Origin of the sequence: Cryobacterium sp. TMB1-7 (assembly GCF_004402435.1) — a bacterium.
Taxonomy (GTDB): domain Bacteria; phylum Actinomycetota; class Actinomycetes; order Actinomycetales; family Microbacteriaceae; genus Cryobacterium; species Cryobacterium zongtaii.
In genome coordinates this window covers 552,620-566,557 of the sequence record NZ_SOFZ01000029.1, presented here as the reverse complement: position 1 = coordinate 566,557, position 13,938 = coordinate 552,620, and the positions used below count along the sequence as shown (strand labels likewise).

Sequence of the window (13,938 nt, the reverse complement as noted above, 5' to 3'; positions counted from 1 at the left end):
GGCGCCGTACCCGAGCGAGATGGTGGGGCCGGTGGCGGTAGTGTCCGACAGATAGACACTGAGCCCGATCCCGTGCGGGGGACAGGTCGTCCAGGCGCCCCAGATGTCTAGTTCGGTGCAGTGCCAACGCGCAACCCGAACCGCACGTTCAGTGTGCCGGTGAGCGAGCAAAACGTTGCAGCAATGCCTCTCGAGTAGCGCAATTGCGTCGCGTTCCAGGACAGGCCACGTCCCAGAGAGTAGCGAGTCGACCAGGTCGAAAATTCGACGGGGCGTAGCGGCGGTGCTCATCGGGCACCGCAGCGTGAGTTGAAGCGGTTGCGTAGATTCATGAGCACCCCCACACGCGAGTGGGCCCCCTGCTCAACTCGCGCTTTCACATAGCTGACACCCCGGACGGGCCAATGTCAATATTTCGAGCCGGCGTCCTGGAGGCGAGGAGCCACGCCGTGACGTCGTGAATCAAAGTCGAAATCCGGCTGCGTCGATCAGTTCGAATCATAGGATCTCGTCGGGCGTCGTCGACACGGATTTGCGATACTGGCGCGGCACGAAGACCCAGAGACACCGAACTCTCACCCGGCGCAGCTTGCCGCCAGTATCGAGCTAGCGCACGTCAAATTCAATTTCCGTACCGCTGATGATGAGCTAGCCGAGGAGGCTTCCTCTCGAGTTGATGAAAACACCGTCAGCGCCAGTCGGCCAACGCCCCTGCCAAGCTTCTGCGTGAACGCGCGAGGAGACCACGGACAGTCGATACCGGAATTTCGAGTTCATCCGCAATGAGGGCGTAACTGCAGTCGGAGAACTCGCGCATCAGCCAGGCGCGGCGCTGGTTGGTCGGCAGATTGGCAAGGGCTAGGGCCAATGCCTCATTCTGAAGCAGCGTTTCGACGACCTTGAAAGGCTCGGTATCCAGGATTTCTGTTGTGTCATCGTCATACTCGGCAGCCACCGGGGCGTTCCTACGGATCCGGTCGAGGCTTTTATTGCGCACCACACGCATTAACCAGGCCTTCACGTGCGCGCCATCGTTTAAGGTTGGTAGCTTTTCCCAAGCAGTAATGAGGGCCTCCTGCACGATATCGTCAGCATCGGCAGACGACTTCAGGATCCTGACGGCGTAGCCACGCATCAGATTCCGATAGCGACGCACCAAGACCTCAAAAGCGACCAAATTCCCGCTCCTCGCGACGTCAACCAGGACGCTATCCGGCTCGTCTTCGAGGAGCGACCGGCCGACGTCTGCCAGCAGTATCGAGCTGCTCGATGACTGCGCGGAAGGACCCACCGGTTCGGGCTCATTGTCTCGATCAGCTGAATTCACTCGTTGAGTATACAAACACAACGCGGCCCGCTAAGGGCGTTCTCGCGCAACGTCACGGCGTACCCATGGATCAGGCCTTCCTGATCCTGCGAGCGGCCGCGGCCAGCGCGCACATGAGCCTTCGAGACATGGCAACGAAGTGCGTGACACACCACGTCAGCGACAACGAACAAGCGATGATCAGCTAGGTCCGATCAGCGACCACCCCTTGCTCAGGAAAGAGTTAGGGGTCAATCCGGAGGTTCCACCGTCTCTCCAAACGGCGGCAGATTGATGTCCTCCTCATTTACCTCGACGTCCCCAACATCATCGGGACCGCCTGTTCCCGGCGCCACATTCACTTTGTCGGCAATCTCGGGGTCGAGCGTTGACGGTGCGGCGTCGGTCTGTTTGGCTTGCGTCTCAGTTTCGCTCGCCGGGCTGTAACTGGTGTCCTTGCGGGTCTGGTCGTTGTCGCCCAAGTCAGTGCCGGACATCGCAATTTCCCTCCATGTCGTGGATCAATTCACTCAAGCATGCGTTGTCAGGGGTGCTCCTGACTAGCATTCGACAAAGATGCGTCAGTCGCCGGTAGCAGAGGTCGCACGCGCATGGGCGGCCGTGATCCAGCCCTCTCGGCCGAATACTCCGGTCATGTCCTCACCCGCCTGGGACTGTCACTTCACGAAACGGTCCGGCAGCTCAAGTTCTGGTCCGAGACTCACCGCGACGAGGTCTCAGCGCATCAAGCACAATTTGACCATGCGCGATACCTGGGCCCAGGCGCTGTCCATGGCGCGCGATCCACGCTGCGTCACCACGCGCTCCGGGTCGCGAAACATGTCAACAGTTGCGTTCCGATCTGACGCGCCGCCTACGAGCGTTTTCGGTGAGGGGTCGATCAGTTGCGGGTACTGCGTAACCGAAAAGACTGCGGCGGGCGGCACACGAGTACTACGCGGGTGTGGACTCTGGTACTGCCTCGTCGCTCTTTTTCGAGACTGGAGTCTGATGTGCAGGTGCGGCTTGGTTCGTAGCGTCGTAGGTGAACGAAAGGCATGTAATGATTCGAGTTCACTCTTTGACCAAGCGCTATGCCGCCCCGCGGACGCGCGGAAGGGATTCCTGCATGCGCCCTCTATCCGGCCGCTCTCAGCAAGGTCAACCAGGTGCACGCTCGCGTCAGACGGTACCTGTCGCTGCCGGGCTGGCGCTGATGCTCGGTTCCGTACTGCTGGTCGGATGCTCGCCAGCGGTGGCCACCCCGGAGCAGCGGTCAACGACCTCCCTCAAGTCGGCATCCGACGAGCTCAGCACTATCGTCGCCGGGTTCGCACCCGAGGGCTGCACCAACGCCTCGCTGCCCGTCACAGTCGAAGAGGAGCGCCTCACGGCGTTTATGCCGGACGAGGCCGATCCGTCGCAGCCCGCCGATCGTACGTTCGCACGCACGATGGTCGAGGGCGCCGGATTCGGTGAGTTCACCGCTGCTTTCGCCAAAGACGTCTGCGGACAGGGGTCCCTTGCCGATGCGAAGACCGTCGTCGAGGGACTGGGTACCCTGCTGTGGCAGGACGCTGTCGCCCGAGCTCAATCGACGGAAGGCGTCACCGGTGACCTGCCGGCGAGCGACGACCGACCGCTGTACTGGACGCGGCTGGAGGCCATGACCGTGCTGCATCAGTGGGGCCCGGACTTCACCCTCTCCACCAAAGAGCGTGCGTTGCTGGTCGATGCCTTCGACCGGGCGGCCCGCGGCATGCGCGACGTCGATCTGCCGTCGGGCGACCAGGTGGCGCGGGTGCTGGTAAGCGGATTCGATCCCTTCACTCTCGACGGTGGCGCCACGGGCAGCGCGGCGGGAACAGCCGGCAATCAGATTCGCTACGGTAATCCGTCCGGGGCGACCGTACTGGCGATTGACGGTACGACGACGACGGCTCCCGATGGCACCACGGTGCGCTACGAGGCGTACACGCTGCCAGTGAACTACCCCGAGTTCGAGCGCGGATATCTGGACGACACCGTAGGTCCACTCATGGAGCCCGGCGACGATCGGTTGGATGCGTCAATCACCATGAGCCAGGCGGCCGGGTCGCAGTTCGCGCTGGAGCAATGGAACGGCCGATACCACGGCGACGTTGCCGGCAACGACAGCTTTGCGCCCTGTCCGCCTGCCGGTTTGACCGGCGCCGCGCAGCTGGCAAAGGACAATCCTGGCTGCAACACCCAGGTGCTGGAGCGTTGGGGTGGCGGCGACACATTGACGGATCCACCACAGTGGACCGCGTCGACGCTACCGATCGAGCAGATGATCGCGGCACGCACGGGTTCGAATGTTCCCCGTCCGCCGGGCGATTCGTGGGAAGACGAGTCGGTTGCGTTCGGCGTGCTGTGGAATACGAACTACAGGTATTTCCCCAGATGCGACTCAGGTGAAGAGAAGGAGACTTCCCAGCGCGAGGACACATACCCGCCTGCCCTCGAGCCGACGCCCCCACCCCAGGGCTCCTGCGCGCGCAGCGGCGGAGGTGGCACCTATCTCTCGAATGAGTCGGCCTACCGCAACACGCTGCTGCGCGATCGGGCGGGGCTCGGCATTCCGGCCGGGCACATCCACACCCCCGACATGCAGCACTTCCACACCGAGTTCGCCGCGACGGATGCGACGTTCGAGGCGTGGCGTGACGCCATCGTTGCCCAGGCGCGCGAGCTGATCGCGGTGGTGGGGACACACAGCTGACATCTGCGGGCACGTGCTCCGGAGCCGGCCAGACGACGGAAGGGCACTGGGGCGCACGATATCGGCCGCCGACGCACCCGGCCGGACGCGGTCCGAGGCGACAAATCCTACTCGTCCCGCGCGGATCACGCGGCGGCAGGCCAGTCGGAGACTCGACGCCGCCGCCGACAGGAACCTCCACAAACCATCGGTTATGAGGCATCCCGAATATGAGACACGCTGTCGCTCGGGCTGGCAGAGCGTGAGAACCCTCGTTGCCCTCTCTCAATGCGCTGATTCATGGGTGTCACCAGAGCGGAAAGTCAACGCCGTGTTCGGATTGTGGGCGGGGCCCGAAAAAGCGACGCTCAGTCTCGGTGATCTGGTGGTCGTTGATGGATGCCTCTCGGCGGCTCATCAGGCCGTTGGGCTCGAACTCCCACAGTTCGTTGCCGTAGCTGCGCCACCACTGGCCGTGATCGTCGTGCCACTCGTACTGGAACCGCACGGCGATGCGGTTGCCGCGGAAGCCCCACAGCCCTTTGCGAAGCGCGTAGTGCTGCTCACGCTGCCACTTTGCGGTGAGGAACTCAATGATGGCCGGGCGCCCGACGACGTGCACGTCCCGGTTTCGCCAGATCGAGTCAGGCGTGTAGGCAAGAGCGACCTTCTCGGGCTCGCGGCTGTTCCAACCGTCTTCGGCTGCCTGAACTTTCTGCAGCACCGAGGGTAGGTCGAAGGGAGGGAACGGGGGTCGGGATTCGGTCATTCCATCTGTCCTTTAAGTCAGTTAGCGCGGGTTGCGCGGATAAGAGCTGACGGCGGTCTGGGTGGCGGGCCCGCGCAGCTGCGCCGCCCGGGCCTGGTCCTGCCCGACCCCGGCTTGCGCCGCACAGCCAGCTCGCCGGCGTGGAAACCCACATCGGCGAGCTGGTGCGTTCGATCGTCGTCATCATCTCCTCGAGGACCGAGGGAGATTTACAGCCCGACTACGGGCCAGTCGTTCTCCACCTTGGCGAGCGTGTTGAAGTAATTGGTGAGGATGTTCAGCGCGAGGTTCGCGACGACCTCACCGATTTCCGTGTCGGTCACGCCAGCGGCGCGGGCTGCGCCGATCGCCTCGTCGCCCACATCACCGGCAGACTCTGCGATCGTGTTGGAGAGTTTGAGCAGCGCGGCAACATGCGGGTCCCTCGACTCGGCGCGGCGCGCGGAGTCGAGCTCGGCAGCATCCACCTTGGCGATATTACTACCGATATAGGTGTGGGCGGAGAGGCAGTACTCGCAGCCGTTCAGCTGTGCGGTCGAGATCGCGAGACGCTCACGCACCGCGGCAGGAAGGCTGCCTGATCCCACTGCGGCGGAGAGCGCGAGGTACCCCTTCAGCAAAGCGGGGCTGGTGGCCATGACCTTGGTCATATTCGGCACGAGGCCCAGTCCCTTCTGGACCTGATCGAGCAGCTCTTTGGCGACGCCTGTGGCCGTCTCGGGCTGGATCGGGGCGATGGTGGCGGCGGTGGTGGCGGTCATAGTTTTGTCTCCTCGATTCTAATGCATGAACACGTGTTCATCCGTGACAAGTTCTACCATGAATGTTCTAACGGATGCAAGCTGCTTGTTCCGTGATAGTTTGGTGAGGTGAGAAATGACATGTCAGACCGTAATTGGGTACTCGCTGACGAACCCGCCCCGGTGCGGCTGATGGCGACGAGATGGGCCGACTCGGAGGGTCAGCACGATGACTTCGCGGCCCCGTCGGACCTGGACGCGTGGCTGGATGCAGTCGGCGTTGACGTGCAGGGCGTGGCGGCCACGCAAGAGGAGTTCCTGAGCGCACGGACGTTTCGGGACTCAGTACGCAAGCTGGCAGCCCACGTCACGGGCGACCGCCGTCCGGCTGCCGTATCCGCCGTAGCCAGCGTGGAGGACGCGGCCCGAAACGTGAACGCCGCTGCCAGCCAGCGACCGATTGCCCGGCTGCGACTGCTCGACGCGCGCCTCGTGCTCGCCGCCGAATCGGCGCGGTCGCCAGTCGTCGTCGGCATCGCCGGCGTTGCCGTAGAAGCCCAACAGCTGCTCAGCGCGAATCCGGCCCTATTGCGGGCGTGTCACGCCCCAGGGTGCGTGCTCTACTTCACGAAGACGCACCCGCGGCGGGAATGGTGCTCGGTTGCCTGCGGCAATCGCGCCCGCGCCGCCCGGCACTACCAATCCGTGAGGTCTGCACGTAGCGCGCAAGTGCGTGCCGACCAGTAGTGTCCTGACCTGACTCGAGTGTCTGAACTGTTCGTCGCGCCAGCACAGCACAGAAAATAGACCATGAATTTGTACGTTTGCATCGTCATCAATCCTTTGCGTGATTGCGTGCCGACCCAGTTGACACTGCTCTGGCCTGGACCTGACTAATAATCGTCAACGGATAGATCGCGACCTCCAGTGCCCGCCCGCAAATTTCCGCGGGCCGCTAATAGTTGTACTGAGCCGAGAGGTTGGTGACAGTCGGGGTTGAAAAAAGGGAAAACCTCTGGTTCTAGTGGAGACTCGGCATCTACCGGCAGTGCGCCCACCGATGGATCAACCGGCACCGCGCCGAAGGAACAACAGGGCTCCATAATCGCTCGTCACGGCCCCGCAACTGCGCACGCGGCGGGGGCGCACCTGCGCCCATGGCAAGCAACCACCCATGACCAAGGGAACCGCAATCATCTTCGGAGCTGGCCCCCTGCATGGGCTTCGCCCTTGCTCGCACCTTCGCCGCCGCCGGCCACAACATCGCCCTACACGCCCGCAGCGCCGACAGCAGGGTCGACTCCCTGACAACTGAGCTCAGTCGCGCCGACGTGGACGCCCGCGACTACGCTGCTGACGCCAGTGATCCCCGCCAGCTTTGCGCGCGGCGCTGTCGAAGGCCATCGATGAGCTCGGCGCCCCGTCAGCCCTGATCTGCAACGCGGCACTACTGCGCCCCGACGGACGGCGATGACGACGGAGGGGCCAACGCTCTTGCCGTCGACGTGCTCGGCGCCAAAATTGCCGCAGAGACTGTGCTCCTCGCTCCGCGACAACCGTGGCAGCCTGCTGTTCACCGGCGCTCTACAGGCTTACGCCACCGCACTACACGCAGTGGCTCCCCGTCGGCGAACGGAATCCGTCTATGCCCGTCGCTACAACGGCCGCTACATTAGGTGCCGCTCCGGGCCAGTCGGCCAATGAGCGTGGTCATGAACCCACTGGCCGTCTTCGTCAAGCGCCCAGACACCGCTCTCGATCGCGAAGTTCCACCACCAAACTTGCTTGGCAACGGACACGATCGGGAACTCTTCCGGCGATGCGGTGGCGTCGGAAATGAGCACGAGGGCGTTGGGGATGGAATGATCGGTGATATCGATAACCCTGGCGATAGTGCTGAAGCTCAGCGTTAACCAGCGTGATCCTGGATACAGAAAAACATCGCCTTCGTTGCGAATGTCGAGTCTCATCAGGCAACCGGAGGTTGTGTTTCTTCTCGATCTCGCTGAGCTGGTTGGACGTGAGGCCCGGGCGCATCCGTCTGATGTTGCCGGCGCCGCGGTCGCTGCAGAGTTGCGCGAACCGCTGCAGCTCTTGCCCGACCTCAGCGGCAGTCACGAGTTAGCTCCCATTGCACAAAGTCAAAGTAGGCACTCCAACTGCGGACGGGGGGAGAGGAATCGCAAGGAAGCCCCGCTCTCCTACTGGCTTGGACGAAACGTGACACGTCGACAAAAAGGAACCGTAGCGGCTGCCCTGTAGTTGATTCTGTGCTCCATTTATGAGCTTGAGACTGGGGAGAGTCAGGGCGGTTGCCCCTCCTCGGACTGTAGCTCTGAACGGGTATTCATCACAATTGAGCCCTGCAACTGGGGCTGGGCATTGAGCTGAACCGTAGTACCAGGCTTCGTTGGAGGGGTTCTCGGCGCTAGGGCGGTAGTCAAGCTTGACCCACCCTGGCGATTGGGTCGGCGCTGCCAGGTCGTGGTCGGTTGCTTCGGGGACGTCGGAACGCCCAGACGCGAAGATGGGCTGCTCCTTGCATGCCTTGCAAGGGTTTCCGTAGACGCCCGCCGCGGCGACGAGCCAGAAGCACTGGGAGAGCACTGTCTGAGCAACCGAATCCGCAATCCCGTTCTCAGCAGCGAACTGCGGGGCTGATTACGGGAGCCGCCAAAGACCGGGCAGAGCTGCCGGGGGAGCCGGCGACGCTGGGGACGGTCGCCGGTTGCGGCGAGGATAGGCCCACGTTGCCGACCACTCGCCCGTTAAAAGTGCCGGTGGTCGTGTACGTAAAGCGATTGGGACAACCACCACGTTCGGCTAGCGCGAGGGGCACTTCCCTGTGGTTGATCGTGACGAACGGTTCAATGTTGCGCGCAAGGGTTGCGTCGATGAGGCGGTCGTCGAAGTCGAGCCCGGCAGGGTTGCGCCGCGTCCCGTCTGGGAAAACTCGCGTCCATGACAGCGACATCCGGTACGCGTCGACCCGGTGGTTTCGCGAGCGCAAAGCAGGTCCGCACAACGTTAGGTTAGGCTTACTTGGCCCGATTCTGCGTTTCCCGCCCGTGTTGAAAGTCGCCCGCTATGCCCTCGCTAGTCTCTGTTCCCAGCCTGTCCCTTCTCGGCGGTCGGTCGGACGCTCCCGCCCTCGTGGGCAACGGCGTCAGAATCAGCTATGCCGAGCTACTTCTGCTCATCCGGGCGCGTCGGACGCAGCTTGGCGAGACCCGTCGCCTGGTGATGATCGCGGCGGCTAATGGGCTGGAGCCGATTGTGACCTACCTCGCCGCACTCGAGGGCGGGCACCCCGTGTTCCTCGTTCCCGGCGCCTCAGATGAGGCGAGCCTGATCCACAGAGCCGCCCTCACCGAGCGTTTCCGGCCCGATGTCATTGCCGGCCACGGCCCAGAAGGGTGGACACTCGAGGAGCGCCACCCCGGCAGCGCACACAAATTCCATCCGGAGTTGGCCCTACTCGCCAGCACGTCGGGGTCGACAGGATCCCCCAAGCTCGTGCGCCTCTCGTACGACAACCTGCGAAGCAACGCCGCATCCATTGGCGAGTACCTGCGCCTCGGACCTGATGATCGCGCGGCTACGACCCTGCCGCTGCAGTATTGCTACGGGCTCTCGGTCGTTAACAGCCATCTGTTCGCCGGTGCAAGCATCCTTCTCACCGAGCGATCGGTGACGGACGAGGAGTTCTGGGACGAGGCATCCGCCCATGGAATCACCTCATTTGCGGGCGTGCCCTATACCTTCGAGATGCTGGAGGCCGGCGACTTCGCCGAGCGTTCGGTGCCGAGCCTGCGGTACCTGACCCAGGCGGGCGGTCGGCTCGCTCCGGAAGTCATCCGACGGTTCGCCCGTATTGGCGACGAACGGGGCTTTCAACTCTTCGTGATGTACGGCCAGACTGAAGCCACGGCTCGGATGGCCTACCTGCCGCCCGATCTGCTCCAGGACTCTGCCGGTGCCATCGGTCGACCAATTCCCGGCGGCCGGTTCCGCATCGACGCCCACGATGGCACGGAGGCTTCGGCCGGCAGTCAGGGTGAGCTCGTCTATGAGGGGCCGAACGTCATGCTCGGCTACGCCGAGACACCGGCGGATTTCGAACTCGGTCGCACCGTGCACGAACTGCGGACGGGGGACCTCGCGCGCCGGCGCGCCGACGGCCTGTATGAGATTGTCGGCCGGATGAACCGTTTCGTCAAAATCTTCGGATTGCGAATCGACCTCGACCGAGTTGAACGGCTCCTCCTCGACGAAGGGATCGAGGTGCGCGTGGCCAGCTCCGATGAACGGCTGCTTCTCTTCGCCACCTCGGATCGCGCAGCCCAACGCGCCCACGAGCGCGCCGCCGCCCTCGTCGGAATTCCCATGCGGGTCATCGGCGCGTATGCGATAGCCCAGTTCCCTCGCACCTCGAGCGGAAAGCCCGACACGGCGGCTCTCGTGCGGTTCGCGGCACTCCAGGATCGCGTCGAATCGACCTCTGACTCGGTGTGCCACGTGAGCAAGGCACACGGGGGCGGCGTCGCACCCGACATGATTCGCGATTTACTCTCGACGCTGCTGTCCCGACCTGAAGTGAGCCTAGACGACTCCTTTGCCGGGCTCGGCGGCGATTCGCTCAGCTACATCGAAGTGTCGCTTCGGCTCGAGGCGATGCTCGGGGAGCTGCCCAGGGACTGGCCGACCCGCTCAGTTCGGGAGTTGGCGGCGTTCGCCACAGAGGTGCGCGAGAACGCCGACAGAGCGCGAGCGGAAGCAGGCCCCGGTGCGCCGGGCGCTTCCGTCGATGCAGGCCGCCGCCCTCGCTTCGCACATCTGGTGCGCCTCGAGACTCCGGCCGTGCTGCGGGCGGTCGCCATCGTGCTCATTGTCGGCACGCACGCCGACTTGTTCGGCCTGAAAGGTGGCGCCCACCTGCTGCTCGCCGTCGCCGGATACAACCTTGCCCGCTTTCAACTCGCATCGGTGCCGGGGCGGCCCAGATTCCGTGGCCTCGGTCGCAGCGCTGCCGAACTCGCGGTGCCCGCGGTGCTCTGGATCGGTGCTGTCGCCCTCCTGAGCGGCCAGTACAGCCTCACCACTGTCCTGCTAGTGAACAACCTCGTGCCGGGCGACGGGCGGTGGAATGAACAGTGGCAGTTCTGGTTTCTCGAAGCGCTTCTGTGGACCCTCGTCGGTCTTGCCGTCCTGTTCGCCATCCGGCCGGTGGACCGGTTGGAGCGGCGGTGGCCGTTCGGCTTCGCCCTCGTCGCATTCTCCGTCGCCCTCGTGGCGCGTTTCGTTTTCGCCGGGCCGCATGCCGAGTATGTCGAGCGCTACAGCGGACCCGTGGTCGTGTGGCTCATCGCGCTCGGTTGGCTTGTCGCGCGAGCCGACAGCACGTCGAGGCGAGTCCTCGTTTCGATGGTCATCGGGGTGAGTTCGTTCGGGTTCTTCGACGATCCGCTGCGCGAAGCCATCCTCGCCGGCGGCGCACTGGTGCTGGTCTGGGTACCGGCTATTCGCGTGCCACGACTACTGGTGCCCGCTGTCGTCGCGCTGGCTGGAGCGTCGATGTTCATCTACCTCACCCACTGGCAGGTGTACCCGCCGTTCGAGCAGGATGCGCCGTGGCTCGGGACTGTGCTCTCGCTCATGGTCGGTGTCATCGCCTGGCGTGGGTACACGCTGGTGAGCGGTCGGGTCAGAGGAGCGATTTGGTCGACGCGTGTTACCTCGACGGCGCGACAGAAGTGACCGGTGCAGGTCTAGGCGTGCTCAGGGCTGACTTCTGGCCCGGCGCGCCAGGCTGAGGGTAGAGCACCACCCCGCCATCGACAGAAACCTGCACGGAGCGTCCGGCCGTGAACTGCGCCGCCGCGTGCAACGGCACCCGGTGCGTCGCCTCCGCCGGGAACTCGCCGCCGTCGAACGCCAGCGTGAGTTCGGCGCCTGCACCGGTTGACCGGACGTTGATGACAGTCGCGTTGCCGCCATCCGCAGCCGGCGCCAGACGCAGCTGCTCGGGCCGAACCATCGCGAACAGGGTGGCGGCCGCGCCGCTGCGGTCGTGCCGCACTGGAAGGCGTCCCAAGGCGCAGTCCACCGCGTCGGCGCCCGCCGGGCGCGCCGGCACGAGCACCACGTCACCCAGGAACTCGGCGACACGGGCATCGATCGGAGAGTCGAAGACGGTCGCCGGCGTACCGGCCTGCACCAGTCGGCCGCCCGCGAGCACACCGACTTGCTGCCCGAATGAGAGCGCTTCGTCTCTGTCGTGGGTCACCAGAATGGCCGTCACGTCGCTGAGCTCGAGCATATCGACGACCGCTTGCCGGGTCTGGGCGCGGAGACCCGTGTCGAGGGCGCTGAACGGCTCATCAAGCAGGATGACCTTGGGTCGCTGCGCGAGGGCGCGAACGAGAGCGACCCGCTGCTGCTGTCCGCCCGAAAGCTCGTGCGGCATCCTGGCGGCCAGCCTGGCGTCGAGAGAGGCGAATTCCATCAGTTCGCGCACACGCGCGTGATTCCTGGCCGCCCTGGGCAGTCCGAACGCGATGTTGCGGGCGACGGACAGATGCGGGAACAGTGCGCCGTCCTGTGCGACGTAGCCGATGCCGCGCAGGTGCGCAGGCAGACTCGATCGCGGGCCGGCTATCTCCCGGCCGTCGTGGGTGATGGTGCCGGTATCAGGTCGTTCGAAGCCGGCGATGAGTCGCAACAGGGTGCTCTTGCCGCTGCCCGACGCCCCGACCAGGGCGATTCGGGTGCCGTCCGGCACCTCGAGGGTGACGTCGCGGAGCACCTCCGTCGCGCCGAACGACTTCGAGATGCCAGAGAGGTGCAGGGTCATCGGAGGCTCCGTCCGGTTGCGTGGGCGAACATGAGGGCGACGGCCGGGCACGAGAGCAGCACCAGCACCACGGCGTAGGGGGCAGCGGTCGGATAGTCGAGTGAGGAAGCCGCGGACCAGAAGCTGGTCGCGACCGTGCGGGTGCCGGTCGGCGCGAGCAGCAGTGTCGCGGTGAGTTCGTTCGCCGCACCGAGCGCGACAAGGGCGCCGCCTGCGCACGCCGCCGGCACGAGTAGCGGCACCGTGACCCGCAGGCGCGCGACGAAAGGTGGGACGCCGAGCGATCGAGCGGCCTCTTCCAACGACTCGGGCACCTGCGACAGGCCGGCTCGCAGCGGAACGAGCGCACGAGGCAGGAGGATCACGACGTACGCGGCGATGACCGTGAACGCAGTTTGGTAAAGAGTGGGGGCGATGGCGAGGGTCGTCGCAACGAGGGCGAGCGCGACGATGATCGCGGGAAGGCTGCTGGCGAGGTAGGCGGCTCCTTCGAGGACGCGCGAGAGCCGGTCTGGGTAGCGCACCGCCAACCAGGCGAAGGGGAGTGCGACGGCGATCGCGCAGGCGGCTCCCGCAAGCGACAGGACGAGGGTCTGGACCGTCGCCGATGCGAGGTGCCCGAGGTCGGCCGTGTCAGCGCGGAACAACCAGCGCACCACGCTTGTCAACGGCACGAGGGTCGAGGCCGTGACGAGGCAGACCAGCCCGGCGACCGCCAGCGGGGCGAGGCGTCCCAGCGGTACTCGGGCCGGCGGATGCGGCGAACCGCCGCCTACCCTGGCGTAGCGTGCACGGCCGCGGGCGAGGGACTCAGCGACAAGCAGGACCAAACACAGCAGCACGAGCACCAGCCCGAGTGCGGCCGCGTTCGGCCCGGCGAAGGTTGTCTGATATGCGACAACGATGGCGGTGGTGAAGGTGTCGAAGCGCAGGAAGGCAAAGGCGCCGTACTCCGCCAGGAGGTGCAGCGCGACCACCAGGGCGCCACCCAGGACCGCCACGCGCAGCTGCGGTAACACGACCCGGAAGAACACCGTCCACGAGCCCATACCGAGCGAACGCGCGGATTCCTCGAGTGCGGGGTCGAGGCCCCGGATCGCCGCCAGCGCGGGCAGGTACACGAGGGGGAAATACGCGGTGACCGCGACGAGCACACCGCCCCACAGCCCGCTGATCGAGGGCACAACGCTCGCCCACCCGTAACTGGCGACGAAGGCGGGAATCGCCAGCGGCGCAGCCAGTGCCACCGCGAAGACACGGCGCCCCGGCAGGGCTGTGCGCTCAACCAGCCAGGCGCCGCTGACCCCGAGTACAACCGATGCCGGAACGCCGATCACGACGAGGAGCACAGTGTTGACGAGCAGCTCGCCGACCTTCGGGCGGAACACCAGCGTCGAAAGCTCGTCCCAGCCCATGGCAACCGAGGCCTGGACGACGTAGCCGATGGGCACGAGCGCGCCGAGGGCAAGAACGGCGACGAGCGTGATGAGACCGCCGGAGGCGCGACGCGCTGGCGTGGCGACTAACGGCGGCCGGGTTAGGTGCGTA

Annotated in this window: 12 protein-coding genes and 1 pseudogene; 5 read left to right on the top strand and 8 right to left on the bottom strand. The window is 65.0% G+C overall.

Annotation, left to right across the window (positions count from 1 at the left end; all coding sequences use genetic code 11):
* Positions 1-688: 688 nt before the first annotated feature.
* A complete protein-coding gene (locus E3O60_RS15770) occupies positions 689-1,327 on the bottom strand; it encodes an RNA polymerase sigma factor (RefSeq protein ID WP_241983557.1) in 639 nt (212 codons plus the stop codon).
* Between E3O60_RS15770 and E3O60_RS19150 the strand changes: the two genes are divergently transcribed.
* Positions 1,270-1,515 carry an ANTAR domain-containing protein gene (locus tag E3O60_RS19150; RefSeq protein ID WP_088456596.1) on the top strand — a complete coding sequence of 82 codons (246 nt, stop codon included), beginning with the start codon at positions 1,270-1,272 and terminating at the stop codon, positions 1,513-1,515. The two genes, E3O60_RS15770 and E3O60_RS19150, sit on opposite strands and share 58 nt — an antisense overlap.
* 42 nt (positions 1,516-1,557) lie before the next feature.
* Here E3O60_RS19150 and E3O60_RS15760 read toward each other — a convergent pair whose 3' ends face one another.
* Entirely contained in the window at positions 1,558-1,803 is a 246-nt protein-coding gene (locus tag E3O60_RS15760; RefSeq protein ID WP_134408443.1) for a hypothetical protein, read from the bottom strand.
* A gap of 719 nt (positions 1,804-2,522) precedes the next feature.
* On the opposite strand from E3O60_RS15760, the gene E3O60_RS15755 reads away from it, so the two are divergent.
* Positions 2,523-4,049 carry a hypothetical protein gene (locus E3O60_RS15755; protein ID WP_241993287.1) on the top strand — a complete coding sequence of 509 codons (1,527 nt, stop codon included), beginning with the start codon at positions 2,523-2,525 and terminating at the stop codon, positions 4,047-4,049.
* A gap of 286 nt (positions 4,050-4,335) precedes the next feature.
* Here E3O60_RS15755 and E3O60_RS15750 read toward each other — a convergent pair whose 3' ends face one another.
* Both E3O60_RS15750 and E3O60_RS15745 read right to left on the bottom strand, forming a co-directional pair.
* Positions 4,336-4,797, bottom strand: a complete 462-nt coding sequence (locus E3O60_RS15750) for a nuclear transport factor 2 family protein (RefSeq protein WP_134498586.1) — start codon at positions 4,795-4,797, stop codon at positions 4,336-4,338.
* 209 nt (positions 4,798-5,006) lie between these two features.
* On the bottom strand, positions 5,007-5,558 hold the full coding sequence (locus tag E3O60_RS15745; protein WP_088456592.1) for a carboxymuconolactone decarboxylase family protein: 552 nt from the start codon (positions 5,556-5,558) through the stop codon (positions 5,007-5,009).
* Between the two features lie 120 nt (positions 5,559-5,678).
* Between E3O60_RS15745 and E3O60_RS15740 the strand changes: the two genes are divergently transcribed.
* Positions 5,679-6,284, top strand: coding sequence for a CGNR zinc finger domain-containing protein (locus tag E3O60_RS15740; protein ID WP_198415068.1), 606 nt, complete (start codon positions 5,679-5,681; stop codon positions 6,282-6,284).
* Positions 6,285-6,568: 284 nt separating this feature from the next.
* Positions 6,569-6,673 (top strand): annotated as a pseudogene (locus E3O60_RS15735) (leucine zipper domain-containing protein); the annotation flags it as partial.
* 531 nt (positions 6,674-7,204) lie between these two features.
* Here the strand turns inward: E3O60_RS15735 and E3O60_RS15730 are convergent.
* On the bottom strand, positions 7,205-7,507 hold the full coding sequence (locus E3O60_RS15730; protein ID WP_134498584.1) for a hypothetical protein: 303 nt from the start codon (positions 7,505-7,507) through the stop codon (positions 7,205-7,207).
* 668 nt (positions 7,508-8,175) lie between these two features.
* Positions 8,176-8,547: a family 1 glycosylhydrolase gene (locus E3O60_RS19145; protein WP_370448662.1), complete on the bottom strand. Its 372-nt coding sequence runs from the start codon at positions 8,545-8,547 to the stop codon at positions 8,176-8,178.
* Between the two features lie 143 nt (positions 8,548-8,690).
* Here E3O60_RS19145 and E3O60_RS15720 point away from each other — a divergent pair, with 143 nt between their 5' ends.
* On the top strand, positions 8,691-11,294 hold the full coding sequence (locus E3O60_RS15720) for an AMP-binding protein (RefSeq protein WP_166789004.1): 2,604 nt from the start codon (positions 8,691-8,693) through the stop codon (positions 11,292-11,294).
* Here E3O60_RS15720 and E3O60_RS15715 read toward each other — a convergent pair.
* Together E3O60_RS15715 and E3O60_RS15710 are read right to left on the bottom strand one after the other, a co-directional pair.
* Positions 11,269-12,390: an ABC transporter ATP-binding protein gene (locus E3O60_RS15715; protein ID WP_088456587.1), complete on the bottom strand. Its 1,122-nt coding sequence runs from the start codon at positions 12,388-12,390 to the stop codon at positions 11,269-11,271. The two genes, E3O60_RS15720 and E3O60_RS15715, sit on opposite strands and share 26 nt — an antisense overlap.
* A complete protein-coding gene (locus E3O60_RS15710) occupies positions 12,387-13,841 on the bottom strand; it encodes an iron ABC transporter permease (protein WP_240632207.1) in 1,455 nt (484 codons plus the stop codon). The genes E3O60_RS15715 and E3O60_RS15710 overlap by 4 nt, the downstream gene beginning before the upstream one ends.
* Positions 13,842-13,938 lie beyond the last annotated feature (97 nt).